Source organism: Polymorphospora sp. A560 (assembly GCF_045781765.1).
GTDB classification, from domain to species: domain Bacteria; phylum Actinomycetota; class Actinomycetes; order Mycobacteriales; family Micromonosporaceae; genus Polymorphospora; species Polymorphospora lycopeni.
In genome coordinates, this window is record NZ_CP122282.1 from 5,761,809 (window position 1) to 5,782,632 (window position 20,824).

Consider the following 20,824-nt stretch of genomic DNA (forward strand, 5'->3'; position numbering starts at 1 on the left):
GCACCGTCCGGAGCGGCAGAATGACCCGCGACGGCACCGTGGCGACCCGGCGGACCGGAGGAGCGGCATGCGGTACGGCGGAAAACTCACTCCCGAGCAGTTTCGGCGCATGCTCGACGGGCAGCAGCGCGAGATCGCCCGGCACCTGCCGGCGCTGCCGCTCTACGGGCTCGACGGCTGGGCCGGTCTCCGCCTCGTCGACGAGTGCGGCCTGGAGAGCGGGGTGTTGCAGGCCATCGGCCTCGCGCACGGCCGGCCGAAAGGACCGGGTCCGTACCTCCGGGTGGTCACGGCCCGGGTGGGCGCCGCGCACGTGGCGCGGGAGCGGCGGCGGGCGCTGGCGTTGGCGCGCGAGCGGCCGACGGCGGAGGCGTTCGACCGGGTCGACGCCGCGCTGCGGGCGGAGGTTCCCGGGGCCGTCACGATCGTGGTCGACGGTGTGCCCCGGGAATTCGCCCGGTGGCCGCACGACGGCGGGTGGATCGCCGAGGCGGTGCTCGGCGACCACCCGGTCGTCGTGGAGGCGACGGGTGTCGGGCCCGACGCGGTCCGGCTGATCCGGGTACGTGACTTCGGTCCGTACCTGGACGGGCGCCGGGCCTTCCTGGACAGCGTGGCCGGCAACGGCTGATCCGGTCGCCGGCCGGTTCTCAGCCGCGGCCGGACCGGCCGCCGCGCCCGCCCTTGCCGGGCCGGTTGGTGTTGCCCGGCCGCCCGCTGCGGTTCGGCTGTCCGGCCCTGCCCTGCTGGCCGGCGTTGCCGGGCTGCTTGGGGAGTTGGGTCTTCTGCCCGGTCGGGCGGGCCGTGGCGGGTGCGGCCCCGCCCTGCGCTTCGCCGTTCTTGACGTACGTCGGGTGCAGGTGCACCGGCGCGGAGCGTTCGCGCTTCTGCCGGGACCGGACCCGCAGGTTGAGGAACTCGACGAAGATCGAGAACGCGATGGGGCCGTAGACGTAGCCCTTGGGGATGTGCTGGTCGAGTCCTTCGGCGACGAGGCTGGCGCCGATCAGCACCAGGAACGCCAGGGCCAGCATCTTGACCGTCGGGTGCTTGTTGACGAAGTTGCTGACCGCGCTGGCCGACACCAGCATGATGACCATCGCGACGACGACCGCGGCGACCATCACGGCCAGTTCGTCGACCATGCCGACGGCGGTGATGACCGAGTCGAGCGAGAACACGATGTCGAGGACGAGGATCTGGGCGATGACGGAGGCGAACGAGGCGGCCTTGCTCTTCTTGCCGTGGTCGTCGCCCTCGAGGTGTTCGTGGATCTCGTACGTCGCCTTGGCGACCAGGAACAGACCGCCGATCAACAGGATCAGGTCGCGGCCGGAGATCTCCTGCCCGAAGACGGTGAACAGTGGTGCCGTCAGCCCGATCACCCAGGACAACGAGGCGAGCAGGAGCAGTCGGGTGATCAGGGCGAGCGCCAGACCGATGGTCCGGGCCCTGGCCCGCTGGTGCTCCGGCAGCCGGCCGGACAGGATCGAGATGAACACGATGTTGTCGATGCCGAGCACGATTTCGAGCAGGAGCAGGGTCGCGAACGCGATCCAGATCTCCGGGCTGGCCAACAGCTCCATTTCGCTCCAATTGTCCAAAGATCAACCGCAGTCAACGCCATAGAGTACGGCCTGATTCCGCATCCGGCACGACGGGAGGGCTCGGCTCGCGGGCGGCGGATCGTACCCAGCCCGGTGGGCGAGGCAAGGGTGGCCGAGCGGAATCACTCGATCAGCGCACTGTGTCGCACACCTATTTACAATCCGTGTCCACACGGTGACTCTTTGGAGGCAAGCTCCGCCGCGCGGCACCCCCGCCGCACCGGGCAGCCAGGAGGACCATGCGACCCGGCGAAGAGCCTCAGCCGTCCGCGCCCGATTCGCCGCCGCTGCGCCTGCAACTCCTCGGCGCGTTCCGGGTACGACGTGACGGCACCCCGCTGGTACTGCCGGCGAGCGCCGCCCGGCTACTGGCCGCGCTCGCCCTGCACGACGTCACCGAACGGCAGGAACTCGCCGGCCGGCTGTGGCCGGACGCCACCCAGCGCCGGGCCAACGCCGACCTGCGTACCGCCCTGTGGCGGCTGCAGAAGGTCGAGCCCCGGCTGGTGGTCAGCACCCGGCACCTGCTCGCCCTGGCCGACCCGGTCGAACTCGACGTACGCCTCGTCGAGCGGTGGGCACTGGCCGCGGTGCGGCCCGGCCGCGACCCCGCGGAACTGGGCACGCCGCCCCCGGTCACCACCGTCCGCACCCTGCTGCCCGGCTTCGACGACGAGTGGGTCGAGCAGCCGCGCGAACGCCTGCGGCTGCTACAGGTGCAGGCGTTCGAGTCGACCGCCGCACAGCTGCTGGCCGCTGGGCAGGCCGGGCCGGCGCTGCCGCACATCCTCCAGGCCGCCCAGGCCGACCCGCTGCGGGAGAGCGCCAACCAACTGCTGATCGAGACCCACCTCCGGCAGGGCAACGTCGCCGAGGCGCTACGCCAGTACCACCGCTACCGCGGCCACCTCGCCACCCTGGGGGTCGCGCCCGGCCTGGGCGTCACCAACCTGATCGCCCGGCACCTGCCCACCGGCACCGCCCGCGGCTGACCCACCGCCCTCCACGGCGGCCCGCCCGTGGCGCACGCCCCACCCCGCCCGCGGCGCCCGGCCCGTCCCGCCCCGCCTGTGGCACACGCCCCGCCCCGCTTCGTGATCGTCTGCGGTTCAGGCGCTTCCGGCCCGGCGTGTCAACCGCCTGAGCCGCAAACGATCGAGGTCGACACGAGCCCCACGCGCCGCTGCCCGAGGTCACGGTGACGCACCGGTGACACGGCGTACGCGCACGGTCGCCCCCGGCGTCGGACCCGCCGCGCTCCCGCACCCCCGACGGACGCCGGCTCGGGACGTACGGGCGGCATCGCGGTGACGCGGCGGTGACCCGGCGACGGCCGGGGCACGGCGGCCGGGCGACGCCGCCGACACGCCCCACCCGGTCTGCTGTGCCCATCGCCCCGACCGGCGGGGCGGCAACCGAAAGGAGCGGTCATGGTCTATTCGGCCGGACCGAAGAACATCTCCCTGACCTCGGTGGGCTTCCGCTCGCAGCACGACCCGACGCTCGACCAGCCCGGCGTGATGTCGTACGCGACCGGCGACGCCGGCCTCAACCCGGCGGGCGTGCTGCCGGCCACCCCGCAGGCCTTCGCCGCCGTCGCCGGCACCCGTCCCGCCGGGGACGGCCCGCCGAGCCTGTGGGACCAGCAGGAGGCGTGGCAGAACTCGCTGCTGTTCGCGCAGGACGCCAACTCCGGGCAGAAGCTGACCGACCCGTCCAAGCCGGCGTACTGGACGGGCCTCCAGAAGCACCTCGCCCAGTGCGGCTGGACGACGACCAGCTACGAGAGCCTGAAGTGGGACCAGAGCAAGTCCGGCACCTCGATCAACGTCATCGGCATCATGGCCGACATCCTCGGCGCCTATCTCGGCATCACGGCCGGCTCCATCGAGTCGATGTTCGCCGCGCTCAAGGACGCCGCCGACCCCGGCGCGACCAACTTCCGCAATGTCTGGTGGCAGTCCGCCTCGGTGCACGAGCACCGGGTGCAGGCCGCTGTCGGGCCGCTGACCATCGACCAGTCGACCGGCATGGCCAAGATCTGGCTCGTCTACTACAGCTTCGACTTCTCGGCCAGCAGCTTCGAGTCGCTGTTCGTCGAGCACGACTCGTCCACCTTCAAGGTCGACTCGTTCGGCGTCCAGCTCGGCCTCGCCTGGGACGGCTGGCTGGCCGTCAAGGACCAGGTCACGGCCGCCACCAGCAAGGTCGCCAAGGACAGCATCGCCAACACCGTACTCGCCGACTGAACCGGAGAAGCCAACAATGATCATCACCGTGTGCACCGACGACGACCTCCTCGTCCGCGAGGCCGAGAAACAGTCCAGGCAGAACCCCCGGGTGTACGGGACCACGTACCGCGTCTTCAGCCAGGTCATCCCCCGGCTCGGCGTCGACGAGGACCTGTTCGTCTCCTCCCACGGCGCGTACGACGGCACCGGCTGGATCTCCCCGCCCCAGCCGGTGATCGGTGACAAGAAGAAGGACCTCTTCCTCACCGCCGGTGACCTGTACGTCAACCTCGAACACCTGCTGCCCGCCGACTACCGGGGCCGGATCTTCGTCTCGGCCTGCGAGTCGGCCGACGCCGGCGGCCCGGCGGCGATGTCCTTCGTGGACCGGCTGGCGACCACCCTCGGCGCGCACGGCCACGGCGGCATCGCCGTGTACGGCCAGCGCGGCGCGGTCGGCATGCGGATCCCGGCGCCGAACGACCCCGGCTGGATCCGCGCCGCGTAACGCCTTCCACTCCCCGAGGGTCGGGCACCGGGCCAGCCACCCGGTGCCCGACCCGCGTTCACCCGGCGGGCAGATTGGCCAGCAGCCGGGCCGCGGTCTTCCGGGCCCGCTCCAGGTCGGGGACGGTGAGCGTGCCACGGTGCACGGCGTCGAACGCCAACCGGTTGAGGTCCAGCGCGGCCCGCCGGCAGTCCCGGTTGGCCCAGCCCTGCGTCGCCGGATCGTGGCCCAGGACGGCCAGGCAGAACCGGAAGTCGCGCAGCCGCCGGCCGGGCTTGTGACCGGCCTCCCGGCGCCGCCGGTTGACCACCGTCAACCAGTCCGGACCGTGGTACGCGACGAGCCTGCGCTCCAGCAGCGGGGCGACCTTTCGCGCGGTGTCCTCGACCACCGCCTCCACCTGGCGGGCGATCGTGACGGCCCGGGTGTCCGGTCCACCGGCCTCCGGTCGACCAGCCGCCGCCCGCGGCGGCGGTGCGGGCCGCGCCGCCGGGGCGGGCCGCGCCGCCGGGGCGGGCCGCGCCGCCGGGGGTGTATCGGGCGCCACAGCCGGCATCTCCGCCGGCTCCGGCGCCGGGGCGCCGGATCGCGCCGGGCCGGGAGGCGGATCGGGGCCGGGCTTCCCGGCCGGGGCAGGACGCGGGCGGGACCGGGAACCCGGACCGGGCGGTGCAGCCGGTGGCTGCCGGAACGGTGGCGGGGTGGCTCGCCGGTCGGCCGTTGGCGGCGCCACGGGTTCTCCCCGTACCGCCCGGATCGACTGCCGTAGCGGCGCCGTGACCAGCACGCCGACCGCGAAGGCGGCGAGCCCGGCGGCGAGCGGCCCCCGCAGGGGATCGCCGGTGTGCGGCACGTTGGCGAGCAGGACCGGGTCGAGTGTGCTCAGCAGCATGGCGAGTGGGACGACGGCCCGTGGCCCGCGTCGTCGGGCCGGCAGCCAGCGCCAGGCCAGCCCGAGCGAGGCGATCGGCCAGGCCGCGAACATCGCCAGGTCGGCCTGTGTCGACGGCGGCGGCACGCCCAGGTCGGCGGCGGCGTGTCGGCTGGCCGAGGCGAGCGCGGCCGTACCGATCGCCAGGCCGGCACCGACGGCCAGCAGCCAGCGGATCCCCAGCCAGGTGTCCGGCTCGGTCGGCGGCCTCACGGGGCATCCGGCCCGTCGTGCGCCGGCCCGGGTTCGGCGGGCCGGTCGAGGTCGGCGGCACTGATGACGCGCATGGCGAGCAGCCATTCGCACAGCGGGCGCCGCGCGTCGCCCTCGCCTTCCAGGCCGAGTACGCCGGCGGCGACCAGCTGCTCGCGTACCCGCTCGACCCGGCGGACCACCTGGGTACGGGTCAGTCCGAGGCGGTCGGCGACCTCGTTGTACGTGCGCGGGCGCGGGTCGTAGTGCGGGTAGGGGCGCAGGTAGCCACGGGCCATCGCCACCAGCACCGCGCGCTGCCGCGGGGTGAGCGCGGGCACCTGGTTGCGGGTGCTGTGCGGGTCGACGGGGGCCGGCACGGTCGGCTGTTCCGGCGCCGCCGCCGGGGTCAGCACGAGCGCGTACGTCCACGCCTGCCCGGCCACCAGGACCGTCGTGTGTGGATGGTCGACGGTGCGGGAGCTGGACGGCCAGCCGGCGGCGGCGACCGGCAGCGGGGTCGCGAAGCCGTACGCGTCGACGAGGTGCAGGGTCCGTTTCCGACTGAGGTTGGTGACCTGCCAACCGGAGCCGTCGTGGTGCACCCGGCCGGCGGTACGGCTGATGCCCAGATCCGTGGCGTCGAGGCGGACGGTGCAGGAGGCGTCCCGCCCGAAGGTCAGCGCCTGCCCCGGCAGCAGGGTGTGCCGCCGGTCGTCGATCCGCACGGTGAGCGAGTCGTCGGCCATGGCGTCACTTCGTCAGGATCGGGTCGGCGAACACGGTGGTGACCCCGCAGTTCCAGCCCCCGGCGATCTCGGCCTCGATGCGCAGCCGGAAGGCGCCGGTGAGGTCGGCCTCGACGGTTCCGGTCGCGGCGAGGCGAACGGTGGCGCTGTCCTGCCGTTCGTCGTCGACGTAGACGACGAACGTCGCGGAGCTTCCGGAGTCGGATTCGTCGTCGAGGCCGACGGTGCTGCGGAAGCGGGTGTAGTCGTAGCCGAGGTGGTATTCGAGACTGACGCCGTAGCAGCTGCGGGAGATGCTCGACGGGTATTCCCGGTCGTCGATGGTCGCGACGCCGATCTCCTCGTCCATGTTGGGCTTCTCGCGTGCCTTGAGGGAGACGAGGTAGACCTCGGTTCCCCGCGCGTCCGGTCCCGGCGTCGGGGAATCACCGCTCGGGCCGGGTGCCGGGGAGGCGGTGCCGCCGGGCTGCTCCGGGCCGCCGGTCGGGTCTCCCGCGCCGGCCGTACTGCCGCTTTCGGCCCGGTCGCCGGCGTTCTCGCCACCGAGCAGGCTGACCGCGCCGAGGACACCGGCGACCAACACCAGGGCGAGTGCGGCCCCGGCCACGGCCAGCCACCACGGCCTCGGCCGCCGGTCGCCTCCGGCGGAAACGCCGGCGGGCACCGGGCCGCCGGCCGAGGCACCGGACGGCGCGGCGCCGGGGCGCATCGGCGGGAGGCCGGTCGGCGTCGTGGTCGTCGTGGAGGTCTGCGCCCGCAGGTTACGTACCCATTCCCCGGCCGCCGGCCGGGCGGCCGGATCGTCGGCGAAGATCCGCAGCGCGTGGTCGAGCAGTGGGGTCGGGCCGAACACGGCGTGCAGACCGGCGGCGCGGGCGTCGGCCGTGGCGGGCGGGTGGGCGCCGGTCAGCAGGAAATAGGCCAGGCCGCCGAAGGCGTAGCGGTCGGAGGCTGGGCTGTAGGCGCCGTCGCGGAGCACCTCGGGGGCGATGTAGCCCTGGGTGCCGGCCGGCAGGTTGGTGACGTGGCTGCTCATCCGGAACAGTCCGAAGTCGACGAGAACGGCCTGCCCGTCCCGGTTGACGATGACGTTGGCGGGGCTGATGTCGCCGTGGACGACCGGCCGCCGCGACGGGGTGGCCTTTCCGGAGTGCAGCCAGTCGAGGACGTCGGCGACCTGGGTGAGGCAGGTGAAGACGGCCGCCGGCGGGCCGGACTGCCGGGCCGGCCAGTCGCGCAGGTCGGTGCCCTCGATCCAGTTCATCACCAGGTAGAGGGCTGTCTCGGCGGGGTCGGCCGCGCCGGCGTGGTGCATCCGCGCACCCTCGAAGGCGGCGTGTACGCCGACTACGCCCGGGTGCCGGATCAGCCGCAACAGGTCCGTCTGTTCGATCCACCGGCTGCGCCAGGCCGCCCGGTCCTCGTGGGCCGAGCGGAGCACCTTGACCGCAACCTTCTCCCGCTCGGCGCCCAGGGCCACGTCGGCCTGCCAGAGTTCCGCCTCACCGCCACCGCCGACCTGCCGCAACAGGCGGTACTTGTCCGGCTCCTCCGGCGGGCCGACGAAGAAATAGGTGGTGCCTCCGGGCATGGTCACTCCCCCGAGCCGAATCGGCTGTCCACATCACCGGGTAGCCTGCCCGACCACAATGGACCCGTCCAGGGGTAGCCCTACCCCCTCACGGCGGTCGTGACACCGCTGCGCGAGGGGCGCACGCGGTGTTACCGTCCGGGCCGTGAATCAAGCAGCCGTGGCCTCGCCCATAGGCCAGGTGTCGCCGACGGGTGGGGATCAGTGGTGACCCTGCCCGGCTACCTCGACGGTTACCAGCCACCGGTCGACGCCTCCGTGCTGGTCGACGCGACCGCGTGGTTGGACGATCCGGTCTTCTGGCCCGCCCTGCTGTGGTCGGTCGGCGGTTCGCCCACCGCCGTGGAAGGGTTCGACGTCGACCCGGCGGACGTCGACGCGATGCTCTCCGAGATGGACCGGCCGGACCGGTGGCCGGTGGTGTCGCTGCACCTCGGCGATGGTCACCTGGCGCATCTGGTGTGGCGCAACTTCCCGGACGAATCGGGGCAGGACTACCTGGTCACGCTCCCTGACGTCGACGAACCGGTGCTGGTCGCCGCTCTCGAGGGCAATTTCCGGGGACCGGCGCTGTCCTGGCGTGAACTGGCCACCGTCGCCGCCGGTGCCGGCTCCGCGCCGGACGCCGCCCGCCGGTTGCTCGTGCTTCTGCCGGCCATCGGGGATGCACACCTGCCCGCCCAGGCCACCGAGGTCGTCGCCGGGGCCTTGGCGGCGCTCGGCTGCCACCGCCGGCAGGCGGAGATCGCCGACGAGCTGCTCGCGGCGAGCGAACGGTTCTGGGGTGCCATCGAATGGGGGGACCGGGACGGTGTTCCGGTCTGCCTGGGCTCACACAGTGATCGGGGGTTCGGCCGGCCGCTGGCGGAGCTACGGTCGATCGCGCGGGCGTTCCAGGGGCGGCCGGCCGGGCCACGGTAGGCGCGGCGGGTCCGAGCGGCGGCGAGCCCGAAACGCGGTGCAGCCACCGCCTACCGTGTCCGCTGAACGCGGGGGCCGTACACGGTGGGCGGTGGCTGCTCCGGACCGGCGGGCTGGGGAGGTACCGCCCGGTCCGGGCCCCTTGGTCAAGGGGTCAGCGCTGCGCGGAATCAGGTCCGGGGAACGTTCCGCCGCTCCGGGATCGCGTCGTAGCGGGCCGGGTCGATGGTGTCCAGGGTTTCGTCGGTGATGGAGTCGATGATGCCGGTCATGCCGGTCACCAGCTGCTTGGTCAGCATGCCGTGCTGCTTCTGGCCCCACGACTGGGTCTGGCCACGCGTCTCGAACAGGATGGTCGCGCTGCCACGCAGGGCGAACGAGCCGAGCGCGGTGCCGGGCAGGTTCGTGTTCTGCGGGTAGAGGGTCACCTTGCTCTGCGGCGAGTTGCCCGACTGGAGGGCGTCGTACACGGCGACGTTGATCCGGCGCGACGCGTCGTAGTTGAACTTGGGCCAGTTGCCGTGCTGGGCGGGGTTGGAGATGAACCGGCCCGAGATGGACAGGGTGGTGTAGTCGTCCATGCCCTCGCCGGTGTAGCAGGCGCCCTGGTTGTGCAGGTCGACGAAGACGTCGACGGTGCCGAACTCCTGCTCCAGCGCCCGGTACACGTTGCGGGAGGTCTGCGCCTCCGGCGTGATGTACCAGCCGACGGAGGCGCTGTTGCCCGGGAAGTCGGCGGCCTGCGGCACGTAGTCGAGGTTGGGGTTGAAGTCGCGGTTGACGTCGAAGCCGCCGACCCGCGTGTTGTAGTTCCACGACGGCGAGGCGCCCGCGAGCTGCGGGAAGTCGGCGACGACGTCGTTCCAGGTCCGGGCGTTCTGCCGGGTGTCGAGTTCGCTGCCGTCGGCGTTGAGCTTGGGTACGACGACGACGGTCACCGCCTCGCGGATCTCGGCGGACCGCTTGGAGTTGTTGCCGAGGGTCTTGAGAAGGTCGAGCGCGGCGGCGGTGCCGTGCATCTCGTTGCCGTGGATCTGGCTCTGGACGTAGACGACGGTGTCGCCCTCACCTACCCGGGCGGACCAGATCTCGCGGCCCTGGTTCGAGTATCCGGCAACGTCGACGCTGACCTTGCCACCACTCGTCGCCTCGATCTGTTCGAGGCTCCGCTTCAGTTCCGCGTGGCTGATGAAGCCGGAAACCGGCCCATTGCCGGTCTCGTTCCCGCAATGCGACTCGAGGGGTTGGGCGAATGCCGGAGTGGTGAGCACGGCGGCGACGCCGGGGACACCCACCAGCGCCGCCGCGGCCACCGCAAGGTGGCGCTTGACGCGGCTCGTTGACTGTGGCGGCAGTGAACGACGCACAGTTTACCTCCGATTCAAAGGAGTGGATCTTGTCGGTCAGCTAAGCACATGGCGAGACAGTGAGCAATAGATCTCGGCGCAATGAAATTGCACCGTCCAGAACCCGAACGATGCTCACGCATGACGCTTTCGGCAATCAAAGACCGACAATTGACAGCTCATGATCATCCGTGCCCGGATCGACATTTCGAAGCACGACGTCCGACTTACCGGATTTGAGTGAAATGTGACATGCGAAGAGAGTCCCGCTGACGGGACAATGCTGCCCCACTCTCGCGACAACCGATATCGCTTCCCAAAATGCGAACAACACTCACGCTGAATGCACTCGCCCGGCACGACAACCGGAGTGGATCGTGCACAGTGGATCGTCCCCGGTGGTCGGATATCGATTCCCCGAAAGCGTGCGCCTTCAGCCCGGGCAACGACGGCTCCGGCCGGTCGTCAGCGGCGGGGCCCGCCGGGCAGCTGGCCGTGTTGATCACCAGCCGGTGCGGGCGGTCGCCGCAGGATGTGACGCGCTGGTGGCGACCGGCATGATGCCGGCCGCGACCGGCGCGGGGTCGCTGGCCGAGCGACTGGGCAACCGCTCAGGTCCGCGACGTTTCAGCGGCTCACCCTGCCATCGCGGCATCACCCGCCGGACGTGACCGACAACGGATGGGCGGGACCTGGACGCCCGAGTGGGCAAGCGTCCACAGGTCGGCCCGGACGCGGGACGGGCTCGGCATCAGCCGGCCGCGGACGCGATCCGTATCTCCGGACCAGCCGCTCGTGGCTCTCCACGGAGTGGGGATCGGGCGCGGGCGTCGTCGGGGCAGGATCGGCCGCGCGGCCTGCGGCGGGCAGCGGTGCCCGACGCCCGCGCGCGGCCGCGCGCCACGTGCCCCGGGGCCACCGGCGTAAGGCGCCGTACGGCCGTCGGGCAGATCCGCCCCTTGTCCCGTCAGTGGCCGATGTGGTCGTCCTCGTGGGCCGTCGTGGGCAGGTCGCCGAGAACCTTGTCGATTACGTGGATCCGGGCGTTCGTGGCCCGGTAGTCCACGCACAGCGTCTGGGCGTCCCCGGCGATCCGGGCCATGGCGCCGTCCGCGGCCACCGTGGCCTCGGTGCCGTCGAGCGTGGTGATGTTGCCGGCGGTCACGAGGTCGGCGAGGGAGTGGGCACCGTCGATCAGGTGGGCGCGGAGCAGTGCGCGCAGGTCGTCCGGACGGCTGAGGATCAGTTCGTCCCAGTTCGCCGCGGAGAACTTCCGGAGAAAAGCGTCGTCGGTCGGTGCCAGGATGGTCAGCCCCTCCATCCCCCGCAGATCGGTCGCGAGTCCGGAGGCCCGCACGGCCGCCTCGAAGGCGGTGAGTACGGTGATCCACTGCAGGGCCACGTCGACCGGCTCACCGGTCAGGGAGGCCGGGTTCCCCGGCTCGGTGCCGGTCGGCAGGACCTCGCAGAGGGGCCCGGTGACGATGGGGCTGGCGGGCGCCGTCGAGCCGGCGGCCGAATCGTCGCCCTTGCCCGTACAACCGGCGAGGACCACCAGACACAGCAGGGATGCGGCGACGCCGCGGGCGCGTACGGCGAGGCCACGGTCCCGGGGGTGCCGAGGGGACCGGGTGGGGCGACCGGGGCGCCGGGCTGAACTGGTCACAAGGATCTCCATGATCGACTCATACCAGGACCGTACCGGCGGGCCCGGTGCGTGACCCGCCGGTACGGCATTTCATGGTTGCCGGTTCAGGTCACCGGCGGCGTGGGTCCCTAGAGACCCGCGCACTGGCCGGACCTGGGGCCGGCGACCGAGTTCGACAACTCGAGGTTGGTCGGTACCCGGGTGTTCTGCGCGCAGTTGAGCGGACCCTGCACGGTGTTCGCCGCCACGAACGGGGCGTTGCCACCGGCGCGGTTCCCGACCAGGTTGACCGGACCGTTGACCCGGTTGTTGATCAGGGAGACCGCGTCGGTCACGTTGGCGACCTGGATCGGGCCGTGCACGGTGTTACCGGACATGAACAGGCCCGCGGACCCGGCGGCGGTGATCGGACCGTTGAAGGACGAGCCGCTGGCGACCAGGACGGCGCCCGGCTGCACGTTGACCGGCCCGTTGACGTTGGCGCCCGAGACACAGGTGAAGCCGCTCACCCGCAGCGGCCCGTTGTGCCGGCCGGTCAGGGTCGGGTAGACCCGCTCACCGGCGACCAGCCGCTCGACACCGGTCCCGTCCAGCAGCAGGGGGATCAGGCCCCGCTCGGGCTGGGTCAGCGGAACGAAGTAGCCGTCGCCGACCTTGACGACCCGCCAGCCGTGGGCCGCGAGCCGCTGGGCCACCGTCGTACGATGCCCGGCCGCGCCGTCGGTGCGCTCACCGTTGTACTGCTCCTCGGTGAGCCGGTACGCGCACGGCGCGTTGTCGAGGATCAACTCCTGGCGCGGCGCGTCCACCGGCGGCGGGGTCTCGCCCGGGTGCGGCGCCGGGTGGGCGGGAACCTCGTGCGAGCCCCGGAAGACGATCCGTCCGGTGTTCCCGCTCTGCAGCTTGATCGCCTCGCCCCTCGCCTGCCGGATCGCGCTGTGGTTGGCCCGGTGGTAGTCGAGGAACTGGGTGAAGGTCCAGAGGGCGGAGTAGCCCTTGCGGCGGCGGTTGTTCGAGGTGTTTCCCTCGTCCGGCCGGGTGGCCCCACCGGAGCTGCGCAGTTCGAGCAGCGAGTTGACCACGTTCTTCAGACCCAGCGTGTTGCGGAGGATGGTCTCCTCGCCCAGGCCCACGCTGGCGCCGGTGCAGCCGTACGGGCAGGCCCACCAGCCGTCGGTGGCACCCTGCTCGTACATGTGGCCTTCGATCATGTTCATCGACTCGTCGAAGATCTCCCGGGCCACGTTCTGGTGCCGCGGCGGAAGCATCGGCAGGTCACCGGTGCCGCTGTTGCCGTACTCGTGGCCGTCGTAGCCGGCCACCGGCCGGTACTCCTGGAGCATCTTGACGAACGCGAGGGTCTCCGGCTGGCGGACCAGGGAGTAGTCGCGGTTCAGGTCCTGCCCGGCGTTGTTGCCCCGGGTGTTGGCGGCCCGGCCGTCCCCGTTGATGGTCGGGACGATGAGCACGGTGCTGTTGGTGAGTACGTCGATCGTGCCGGGGTCCTGGCTGAAGGCCAGCTGCCGGGCCAGGATCAGGCAGGCTTCCCGGTCACCCGGCTCGTTGCCGTGCACGTTGCAGTTGATCAGCACGGGCGAGGTGGCCGCGATCGCCTCCGGGGTGGCCGGCGGGGTCGGGTGGCCGAAGACCATCATGTTGATCGGCCGGTTGAGGATGGTGCGGCCGATCTCCACCACCCGCATCCGGTCGCTCAGCTCGTCGATGGCGGCGGTGTAGGCGTACTCGTTGACGTCGCTGGTGTACTGGGCACCCTGGGTGGTCTCCCACTGGGTGCGCAGGCTCTCGCCGGGCGCGTCCGGGTTGCCCCAGGACCCCTGGGTGGTGCCGGAGACCGGGGTCGAGTACGGCTGCTCGGCGGTGCCGATCCGGGCCCGCACCCGCCACTGGAACCGCAGGCCCGGGTTGAATCCGGCGTCGGCGAAGGTCGGCGACTCGTTGTTGACCTGACGGTTGGGGCGCCAGAGCCCGGTGATGACGGAGTTGCCGGTCGGCACGTCGTCGGCGTCGACCGGGGTGCGCTCGATCTGGTAGTCGGTGGCGCCGTCGACGTGGGTCCAGGCCAGGGTGGCGAAGCCGTACCCCTGGGTGACCTTGAGACCCTGGACCTGGTTCGGTTCCACGGCGTTGAGGGCGGGCACCCGGGTCAACGGGTCGGCCGAGGCCGCGGTTGGTGAGGCGACCACCGATACGGTGGCCACGAGGAGTGCAGCTAGCGCTATTGCCGCTGGCCGTCTATGCAGCATGGGGGCTCCTGTGCATTGAGGCTGGACCTAGGTGGAGACAGCACACGTCAGTCCGGCCGCGCCATCTCGGAAACACGACGATTCTTGAGGATCCTCTGAGACTCCGGCAGGGGCCGCATGCCGTGCCGCGGGCCGATCCAGGGCCGCCGACACGAGACGACGACCGGGTGTCAACGAACGATCACGCTGAGATTCGCGCGCCGGACGGGGCTCGGCCGCCACCGCCGTCGCCCGGGCGTGCGGATCTAGGTCACCCGCAGGCGGTAGCCCACGCCCCGTACGGTCTGCACCAGGCTGGCATCGTCCAACTTGCTCCGCAGGGCGGCGACGTGCACGTCGAGGGTGTGGCCGGCCGCGAAGGTGGTCTGCCAGATCTCCAGTTGCAGCCGCTCTCTCGGCACCACCGTGCCGGCCTGCCGGGCCAGCGCCATCAGCAGCTCGAACTCCTTGCGGGTCAGGCTCACCTCCCGATCGTCCACCCAGGCCTGCCGGGCGGTCACGTCGATTCGGATCGGACCGACCTCCAGCACCCCCTCGGCCCGCCGGGCCCGCGCGGTCCGGCGCATGACCGCCTCGATCCGGGCCTGCAGTTCGGCCATGGAGAAGGGCTTCACCACATAGTCGTCGGCCCCGGCGCGCAACCCGGTCACGCGGTCGTGCTCCTCGCCACGGGCAGTCACGGCGATGATGCAGACGTCGGCGTCCCGCCGCCGCAACTCCCGGCAGACCTCCAGGCCGTCCCGGTCGGGCAGGTTGAGGTCGAGCAGGACCAGGTCGACCGGCCCCGCCCGGAGGGCCTCGGCCGCGGTCGTCGCGGGAATGACCAGGTGGCCCCGACGGCGCAGGGCCGAAGACAACGCGGAGGCGACACGCAGGTCGTCCTCCACGAGAAGTGCTCGCATCCAGTTGCTCCTCTGGGCCTCAGAAGGTCGACGAAGTTCCTGAAGCCTGCCGATCGGACCGGCCCTGAACAGACGCTAATCCGACCCGGTTTCAAGCAGATATCCCCGCGCCTCGCGGTCCGCCCGGAGCCGGCCGTCCTCGAGGTGTCGCTCGACGCGGCCTGATGGCCGTGGCACGGGAGATCGACGCACGGCTTCCTCCGATTCAAAGGAGTGGATCTTGCCGGTCAGCTAAGCACATGGCGGGACGGTGAGCAATAGATCTCGGCATAATGAAATTGCACCGTCGAAAACCCGAACGACACTCACACATGACATCGCCATCAATCAAAGCCCGACAATTGATAATTCATCATCATCCGTGCCCGGATCGACATTTCGAAGTACGACGCCCGGGATATCTGGTTTGCGTGAAATGTGACATGCGGAGCGGTCCCGTGCATGAGACAATGCTGCACCACTTGCACAACAGCCGATATTCGATCCCAGAATGGGAACACCCCGCGCGGAAACCCGGCAGCCCGTTCCGCCAACCGTCGCGGCCCGGTTCGCGGCAGGTCGTCCTCAGTGGCCGAACCCGGCTTCCTCGTGCGGACGCCCCTTCAGCTCATGGAAAGCCGGCTCACCGGCCACCAGCAGCACACCGTCCCAGAGCCGGCCGGCCCGTTCGCCGCGCGGGATACGGGAGATCACCGGCCCGAAGAAGGCGATCCGCCGGCCGCCGGACCCGCCCGCGGCGATGATCGGTGTGCCGACATGCCGCCCCACCAGGCTGATGCCCCGCTCGTGGGACTCCCGCACCGCGGCGTCGTATTCGGTGGACCCGGCGGCGGCGGCCAGCTCCGGCGGCAGCCCGGCGTCGGCGAGGATGTCCGCGGGGTCGGCCCACTCGCCGCGCTCGTGGACCCGTACGCCGTACGCGGCGAAGAATCGGTCCAGGGCAGCCGGGCCGTACCGTCGCTCCACCGCCGCGCACACCCGGACCGGCCCCCACAGGTAGCCCTCCGGGTCACCCTCGGGATCGTCCGGCCGTCCCTCGTTGAGCACCGACAGGCTCATGATCCGCCAGCGGATCGTCACCGGCCGCACCGCCGCCACCTCGACCATCCAGCGGGAGGTGATCCACGTGTAGGGGCAGCTCGGGTCGAACCAGAAGTCGACCTGCATCCGCACCGCCTCCGGTGGGCCGGGCCGTCAGGATCCGTCGGCGAACGACAGGCCGCGGCCGGCCAGTTCCTCGCGCAGGATCGAGATGCTCTTCCGGCCCACGCCATGGATCTTGAGCAGCTCGGCGGGGGTGGTGGTCGTCAGGTGCGCGAACCGGGTGTATCCGTTCGCGGCCAACTCCCGCGTCGCCACCTTGCCGATACCGCGCGGAAACTCGGTCTCCGGTGCGGGTTCCTGAGCCGTCATGACGGTGCTCCTTCCCTCGCGGACCGGGCCGGTGGGATCGGACTGGCGGGATCGGACTGGCGGATCGGGCCGGGTCGGTGGTTCGGACCGGGTCGGCACCGCGAGACTATCGCCCCCCACCGACAGCGACGGCACACCGACACGAGGGCGCCCACGAATCGGCCCGTCAGGTGGCGGCGTCGGATGACCGGGCGGCGGCGAGCAGTTCGATCCCGTCGAGGATGCGGTCGAGGCCGAACCGGAAGGCCAGGTCGGGGTCGCTGACCGCGTTGTACGCCTCCCCCGCGGCCGTACCGACCCGGTCGGAGACGACGTACCGGCCCGGCTCCATGATCCGTTCGAGGATGGGGGCGTTGATCTCCCACCACTGCACGTCGGTGATCCCCGAGATCTCCTGGGCCCGGCGGGCTTCGATCGAGGCGCGGGCGGCGCTGGCGGCGAACCCGCTGACCAGCGTGACGATCTGGTCCATCTCGATGTCGCCGAAGCCGATCCCCTCGATCGCCCGCAGTTGCCACTCGTAGCGGTCGGCACCGTTCGGGCCGATGAACGGCCGGTGGTGGGTCACCTGGAGCAGCCAGGGGTGGCGGTGGAACTCGTCCCAGAGTTCGCGGGCGATCCGGGCGAGCCGGTCCCGCAGCGGGCCGGTGAGTTCGGGGAGTTCGCGTTCGCCCTGCACCTCGTCGACCATCAGCCCGATCAGTTCCTCCCGGCCGGGCACGTACGTGTAGATCGACATGACGCCGAGGCCGAGCTTTTCGGCGACCTTGCGCATCGAGAAGGTCGCCAGCCCTTCGGCGTCGGCGACAGCGATCCCGGCCCGCACCACCTCGTCGACGGTCAGCCGCTGCCGGGGGCCGCGGGACCCCTGGGGTTCGCCGAGCGTACGCCGCCACAGCAGCATGAGCGTCCGGTCGTAGTCGGGCGCCGCCCCGGGTTCGTTTTCCATAGGCGGATGGTACTCCGTGTGGTGTACGGTGATTCGGCGCAGTCACGCCGTACGGCGTACGGAGTTAAGGAGTCCCATGGCACGCGACCACTCACTGACCGCGAGCGGCCTTCGCAAAAGGTACGGCGACCTGGCCGCCCTGGACGGATTCGACCTGAGCGTCGAGGCGGGGACCATCCACGGGCTGCTCGGCCCGAACGGCGCCGGCAAGAGCACGGCGGTACGGGCCCTGACCACCCTTATCGACCTCGACGGCGGCACCGCCACCGTCGCCGGCCACGACGTGCGGACCGAACCGCAGGCCGTACGGCGCAGCATCGGGCTGGTCGGCCAGCACGCGGCGGTCGACGAGATCCTCGGCGGCCGGCAGAACCTGGTCATGTTCGGTCGGCTGTTCGGGCTGGGCAAGGCCGCCGCCCGCGCCCGCGCCGACGAACTGCTCCGCTCGTTCGACCTCACCGAGGCGGCCGACCGGCCGGTCTCGACGTACTCCGGCGGGATGCGGCGCCGGCTCGACATCGCGGCGGGCCTGATCCTGGCCCCGGCGGTGCTGTTCCTCGACGAGCCGACCACCGGCCTCGACCCGCGGGCCCGCAACGAGGTCTGGACCACCGTGCGCGGGGTCGCCGCGCAGGGCACGACGGTGCTGCTGACCACGCAGTACCTGGACGAGGCCGACCAGATGGCCGACCGGATCTCGGTGATGAACCACGGCCGGGTCATCGCCTCCGACACCCCCGACGCGCTGAAGCGCCAGCTCGGTGGCGACCGCGTCGTCGTCACCCTCCCCCGCCACGAACCGCTCGGGCCGGCGGCGGAGACCCTCGGGGCGGCGGTCGGTGGCACGGCTCTGGTCGACGCCGAGGCACACACCCTCACCTTCGAGGTGGGGCACGGCGTGGTGGGCCTAGCCGAGATCGTCCGCGCGCTCGACGCCGCCGCGATCGGCCCCGAGGACCTGCTGCTGCGCCGGCCCACCCTGGACGAGGTCTTCCTGTCCCTGACCGACACCACTTCGAGCGGCACCGCTCCGGCCGCCGGCAAGGAGGTCGTACATCGATGAACACCCTGCGAGCCGGCTGGATCATCACCCAGCGGGACCTTCTGCACTGGGTCAGGCAGCCGTGGACACCGATCTTCAGCCTGCTGTTCTCGGTCGTGCTGCTGCTGATCTTCGGGCTGCTGTTCGGCGGCGCGATCGACGTACCCGGCGGCGGATACGTCGACTTCCTGCTGCCCGGGATGCTCGCCCTCACGATGATGTTCGGCCTGGAGACGACGACGTCGGCGATGGCCAACGACGCCAGGAAGGGGATCACCGACCGGTTCCGGTCCATGCCGATCGGCAGCGCCTCGGTCGCGCTCGGCCGGGTCGGGGCGGACATGGCCAACTCGGCGGTCGAACTCGCCGTACTGATTGGCGGCGGCATGCTCATCGGCTGGCGGATCACCGGCGATGCCGGCTCCGCGGCACTGGCCGTACTGCTGCTCCTGACCCTGCGGTTCGCGCTGCTGTGGGTCGGCGTCTACCTCGGCCTCGCCTTCAAGGGCGACAGCACGACGATGGCGGTACAGACCCTCATCTGGCCGGTCGGGTTCCTGTCGACGGTGTTCGTCTCCGCCGAGACGATGCCGGGCTGGCTCGCCGCGGTCACCGTGTGGAATCCGGTCTCGGCGACGGCGACCGCCGTAAGGGAACTCTTCGGCAACCCGACCGGCGCGACCAGCGGAGTCCTCGCCGACCACGCCGTCGCGCTCGCCGTCGGCTGGCCGATCCTGATCACGGCGGTGTTCCTGCCGCTGTCGGCGTACGCCTACCGCAAACTGCGGTCGTAGCACCGTGCGGGGTCGTCGACGGTCGCCGACGACCCCGCACGGAATGAGACCGATGTCCGTCAGTCCGCTTGGCCACAAGCGACAGTCGTGTCACGCTCCACCGCGTTTCGGTCCACCCGTCGTCCCCGGACGGTGCCCGCGTGGTCGAAGGAGTCGGCACATGGGAATTCGGCGCATCCTGGTCGTCACCGCCGTGGCCCTGCTCGTGACAGGTGGCATCCAGGCACCGGCGGCCGCCGACCCGACCACGGTCGCGATGCCGGTCGACGTCAACCCGTACCGGACCGGGATCGTGCTCGCCGCGGGCGAGGGCGTCACCGTGTCCGCGTCGGGTGTCATCGGCTACTGGGGCGGGTCGTTCGAATCCGGTGACGTCGTACCACCGGCCGGCCACCCGACGATCCGGCACCTGGGCAACGCCGTCGCACCGCAACTGCCGGCGCTGGCCCTGATCGGGCGGGTCGGGTCGGGCCCCTACCGCTACATCGGTGCCGGACCGACGACGCTCGGCGGCGTCGGCGAACTGGAACTGGTCATCAACGACGATGTCGCCGCCTTCCCCGACAACAACGGCACCTGGCAGGTGCTTCTCGATCCGACCGGCTTCGCCGACAGCGACGGCGACGGCGTCCCCGACGGCGAGGACCTGTGCCCCGGCACACCGGCCGGCGTCGATGTCGGCACCGACGGCTGCCCGCTGCTGATCGTGTCCGCCGGCGAGGACCGGCCCGTCGCCGGTTCCCGGACCACGAACCTCGGCGGCACGATCGTCGGCACCGCGACCGCGTCCGCCTGGCAGAAGGTGTCCGGTCCCGGCCGGGTCACGTTCGCCTCCGGCGCACCGGACACCGAGGTCGAGTTCTCCGCCCCCGGCAGCTACGTCCTACGGTTCACCGCCGTCTCCGGCGCGGGCGGCAGCCCGAAGTCCGACGACGCGACGGTCACCGTCCTCGACCGGTACGAGATCGAACTGAAGTCGTGGATCCCGCAGTTCTCGGTCGTCGACCCGTTCCACATCGAACCGCTCGAACTGACCATCGCCGGCGGCGTCTGGACCGACCTGGGATCGCTGGACGTGCCGGAGGACTGCCGGCCGAAGTGGCGCAACGCCCGCATCCGCCTCGAGTCGTTCTTCTACGGCGACAACCACGTCGGCTACGGGCCGGACGGTGCCGCCCGGATCACCACGACGTTCGAGTTCCTCTGGGACGGCGCCAGCATGACCCGGCCCCGGCTGCGCGACGACCCGGCGCACAGCATCCGGCTGTGGACGTTCACGAACCTGGACACCGGCGTGATCCGCAACTGCCGCGAGTACGGCGACGAGACGGTTCCGGACCCGGCCGACTACGGCATCGACGGGAACACCTTCACGCTGTCCCACCGGCACGCCACCGACCTCGTGGCCGGCGCCCCGCCCCTGGAGGCCACCGTGGTCGGCACGTTCACCGACACCGACCTGACGCTCAGCACCGAGGTCACCGCGTTCCCCAGCCACGCCTACCGGGTCACCCGCAACGGCACCCGCCGGGCCACGAACGTGTTCGTCAACGCCTCCTGCGTCGAGACGATGGGTCCGGTCGGGGCGGTCAACCTCGCCACCGGGCTGATCACCTACGTCGAGAGCGAGGGCCCGTACCTCGTGCCGCTCGTCGGTCCGCGGACGCCGAGCGACATCACCCCCTGTCAGCCGGCACCGACCCCACGGTAGGAGACGGCAGCACCAGGTGAGGTCG

The 20,824-nt window shown here is 71.4% G+C and carries 19 protein-coding genes; 8 read left to right on the forward strand and 11 right to left on the reverse strand.

Annotated elements, in window-relative coordinates; genetic code table 11:
• Positions 1-67 precede the first annotated feature (67 nt).
• Complete coding sequence (locus QCD66_RS25715) at positions 68-631, forward strand: hypothetical protein (RefSeq protein WP_375735624.1); 564 nt, start codon at positions 68-70, stop codon at positions 629-631.
• A gap of 19 nt (positions 632-650) precedes the next feature.
• Here QCD66_RS25715 and QCD66_RS25720 read toward each other — a convergent pair whose 3' ends face one another.
• Positions 651-1,586: a TerC family protein gene (locus QCD66_RS25720; protein ID WP_375735623.1), complete on the reverse strand. Its 936-nt coding sequence runs from the start codon at positions 1,584-1,586 to the stop codon at positions 651-653.
• A gap of 260 nt (positions 1,587-1,846) precedes the next feature.
• Between QCD66_RS25720 and QCD66_RS25725 the strand changes: the two genes are divergently transcribed.
• The 3 genes from QCD66_RS25725 to QCD66_RS25735 all read left to right on the forward strand — a co-directional run bounded on the left by QCD66_RS25725 (position 1,847) and on the right by QCD66_RS25735 (position 4,346).
• A complete protein-coding gene (locus tag QCD66_RS25725; protein WP_364213960.1) occupies positions 1,847-2,599 on the forward strand; it encodes a BTAD domain-containing putative transcriptional regulator in 753 nt (250 codons plus the stop codon).
• A gap of 438 nt (positions 2,600-3,037) precedes the next feature.
• A complete protein-coding gene (locus QCD66_RS25730) occupies positions 3,038-3,856 on the forward strand; it encodes a hypothetical protein (protein ID WP_364213956.1) in 819 nt (272 codons plus the stop codon).
• 16 nt (positions 3,857-3,872) lie between these two features.
• Complete coding sequence (locus QCD66_RS25735; RefSeq protein ID WP_357538088.1) at positions 3,873-4,346, forward strand: hypothetical protein; 474 nt, start codon at positions 3,873-3,875, stop codon at positions 4,344-4,346.
• 58 nt (positions 4,347-4,404) lie between these two features.
• Here the strand turns inward: QCD66_RS25735 and QCD66_RS25740 are convergent, their stop codons facing one another.
• The 3 genes from QCD66_RS25740 to QCD66_RS25750 are packed head-to-tail and all read right to left on the reverse strand — an operon-like array spanning position 4,405 to position 7,809.
• A complete protein-coding gene (locus QCD66_RS25740) occupies positions 4,405-5,490 on the reverse strand; it encodes a hypothetical protein (protein WP_407566813.1) in 1,086 nt (361 codons plus the stop codon).
• Complete coding sequence (locus QCD66_RS25745; RefSeq protein ID WP_375736003.1) at positions 5,487-6,218, reverse strand: hypothetical protein; 732 nt, start codon at positions 6,216-6,218, stop codon at positions 5,487-5,489. Before QCD66_RS25745 ends, QCD66_RS25740 begins: the two co-directional genes overlap by 4 nt.
• A 4-nt stretch (positions 6,219-6,222) precedes the next feature.
• The gene (locus QCD66_RS25750; protein WP_375736004.1) at positions 6,223-7,809 is read right to left on the reverse strand and encodes a protein kinase domain-containing protein; all 1,587 of its coding nucleotides are present in this window, start codon (positions 7,807-7,809) and stop codon (positions 6,223-6,225) included.
• Between the two features lie 207 nt (positions 7,810-8,016).
• On the opposite strand from QCD66_RS25750, the gene QCD66_RS25755 reads away from it, so the two are divergent.
• Positions 8,017-8,730 carry a hypothetical protein gene (locus QCD66_RS25755; protein ID WP_364213941.1) on the forward strand — a complete coding sequence of 238 codons (714 nt, stop codon included), beginning with the start codon at positions 8,017-8,019 and terminating at the stop codon, positions 8,728-8,730.
• Positions 8,731-8,900: 170 nt separating this feature from the next.
• Here the strand turns inward: QCD66_RS25755 and QCD66_RS25760 are convergent, their stop codons facing one another.
• The 7 genes from QCD66_RS25760 to QCD66_RS25790 all read right to left on the reverse strand — a co-directional run bounded on the left by QCD66_RS25760 (position 8,901) and on the right by QCD66_RS25790 (position 17,252).
• Positions 8,901-10,043 (reverse strand): M14 family zinc carboxypeptidase, encoded by a 1,143-nt coding sequence (locus QCD66_RS25760; RefSeq protein ID WP_407566814.1) that lies wholly within the window; start codon positions 10,041-10,043, stop codon positions 8,901-8,903.
• Positions 10,044-11,043: 1,000 nt separating this feature from the next.
• On the reverse strand, positions 11,044-11,742 hold the full coding sequence (locus QCD66_RS25765; RefSeq protein ID WP_364213935.1) for a fasciclin domain-containing protein: 699 nt from the start codon (positions 11,740-11,742) through the stop codon (positions 11,044-11,046).
• A gap of 110 nt (positions 11,743-11,852) precedes the next feature.
• The gene (locus QCD66_RS25770) at positions 11,853-13,928 is read right to left on the reverse strand and encodes a M14 family zinc carboxypeptidase (RefSeq protein ID WP_407566815.1); all 2,076 of its coding nucleotides are present in this window, start codon (positions 13,926-13,928) and stop codon (positions 11,853-11,855) included.
• A gap of 305 nt (positions 13,929-14,233) precedes the next feature.
• Positions 14,234-14,890 carry a response regulator transcription factor gene (locus QCD66_RS25775; RefSeq protein ID WP_357538100.1) on the reverse strand — a complete coding sequence of 219 codons (657 nt, stop codon included), beginning with the start codon at positions 14,888-14,890 and terminating at the stop codon, positions 14,234-14,236.
• A gap of 564 nt (positions 14,891-15,454) precedes the next feature.
• Positions 15,455-16,057 (reverse strand): disulfide bond formation protein DsbA, encoded by a 603-nt coding sequence (locus QCD66_RS25780; RefSeq protein ID WP_375736006.1) that lies wholly within the window; start codon positions 16,055-16,057, stop codon positions 15,455-15,457.
• Positions 16,058-16,084: 27 nt separating this feature from the next.
• Positions 16,085-16,303, reverse strand: a complete 219-nt coding sequence (locus QCD66_RS25785; RefSeq protein WP_357538103.1) for a hypothetical protein — start codon at positions 16,301-16,303, stop codon at positions 16,085-16,087.
• A gap of 166 nt (positions 16,304-16,469) precedes the next feature.
• Positions 16,470-17,252, reverse strand: a complete 783-nt coding sequence (locus QCD66_RS25790) for a TetR/AcrR family transcriptional regulator C-terminal domain-containing protein (protein WP_375736007.1) — start codon at positions 17,250-17,252, stop codon at positions 16,470-16,472.
• Between the two features lie 76 nt (positions 17,253-17,328).
• Here QCD66_RS25790 and QCD66_RS25795 point away from each other — a divergent pair, with 76 nt between their 5' ends.
• From QCD66_RS25795 to QCD66_RS25805, 3 genes are all read left to right on the forward strand, one after another.
• A complete protein-coding gene (locus QCD66_RS25795) occupies positions 17,329-18,315 on the forward strand; it encodes an ATP-binding cassette domain-containing protein (protein WP_375736008.1) in 987 nt (328 codons plus the stop codon).
• A complete protein-coding gene (locus tag QCD66_RS25800) occupies positions 18,312-19,088 on the forward strand; it encodes an ABC transporter permease (RefSeq protein ID WP_375736009.1) in 777 nt (258 codons plus the stop codon). Before QCD66_RS25795 ends, QCD66_RS25800 begins: the two co-directional genes overlap by 4 nt.
• A 160-nt stretch (positions 19,089-19,248) precedes the next feature.
• On the forward strand, positions 19,249-20,799 hold the full coding sequence (locus QCD66_RS25805; protein ID WP_375736010.1) for a hypothetical protein: 1,551 nt from the start codon (positions 19,249-19,251) through the stop codon (positions 20,797-20,799).
• The last annotated feature ends 25 nt before the right edge of the window (positions 20,800-20,824 follow it).

Bases quoted from the DNA above. Each gene is read 5' to 3' on its own strand.
- QCD66_RS25750 (WP_375736004.1), bottom strand. From the start codon at position 7,809: ATGCCCGGAGGCACCACCTATTTCTTCGTCGGCCCGCCGGAGGAGCCG.
- QCD66_RS25785 (WP_357538103.1), bottom strand. From the start codon at position 16,303: ATGACGGCTCAGGAACCCGCACCGGAGACCGAGTTTCCGCGCGGTATC.
- QCD66_RS25795 (WP_375736008.1), top strand. From the start codon at position 17,329: ATGGCACGCGACCACTCACTGACCGCGAGCGGCCTTCGCAAAAGGTAC.
- QCD66_RS25775 (WP_357538100.1), bottom strand. From the start codon at position 14,890: ATGCGAGCACTTCTCGTGGAGGACGACCTGCGTGTCGCCTCCGCGTTG.
- QCD66_RS25745 (WP_375736003.1), bottom strand. From the start codon at position 6,218: ATGGCCGACGACTCGCTCACCGTGCGGATCGACGACCGGCGGCACACC.
- QCD66_RS25735 (WP_357538088.1), top strand. From the start codon at position 3,873: ATGATCATCACCGTGTGCACCGACGACGACCTCCTCGTCCGCGAGGCC.
- QCD66_RS25805 (WP_375736010.1), top strand. From the start codon at position 19,249: ATGGGAATTCGGCGCATCCTGGTCGTCACCGCCGTGGCCCTGCTCGTG.
- QCD66_RS25780 (WP_375736006.1), bottom strand. From the start codon at position 16,057: ATGCAGGTCGACTTCTGGTTCGACCCGAGCTGCCCCTACACGTGGATC.
- QCD66_RS25725 (WP_364213960.1), top strand. From the start codon at position 1,847: ATGCGACCCGGCGAAGAGCCTCAGCCGTCCGCGCCCGATTCGCCGCCG.
- QCD66_RS25730 (WP_364213956.1), top strand. From the start codon at position 3,038: ATGGTCTATTCGGCCGGACCGAAGAACATCTCCCTGACCTCGGTGGGC.
- QCD66_RS25790 (WP_375736007.1), bottom strand. From the start codon at position 17,252: ATGGAAAACGAACCCGGGGCGGCGCCCGACTACGACCGGACGCTCATG.
- QCD66_RS25720 (WP_375735623.1), bottom strand. From the start codon at position 1,586: ATGGAGCTGTTGGCCAGCCCGGAGATCTGGATCGCGTTCGCGACCCTG.
- QCD66_RS25715 (WP_375735624.1), top strand. From the start codon at position 68: ATGCGGTACGGCGGAAAACTCACTCCCGAGCAGTTTCGGCGCATGCTC.
- QCD66_RS25800 (WP_375736009.1), top strand. From the start codon at position 18,312: ATGAACACCCTGCGAGCCGGCTGGATCATCACCCAGCGGGACCTTCTG.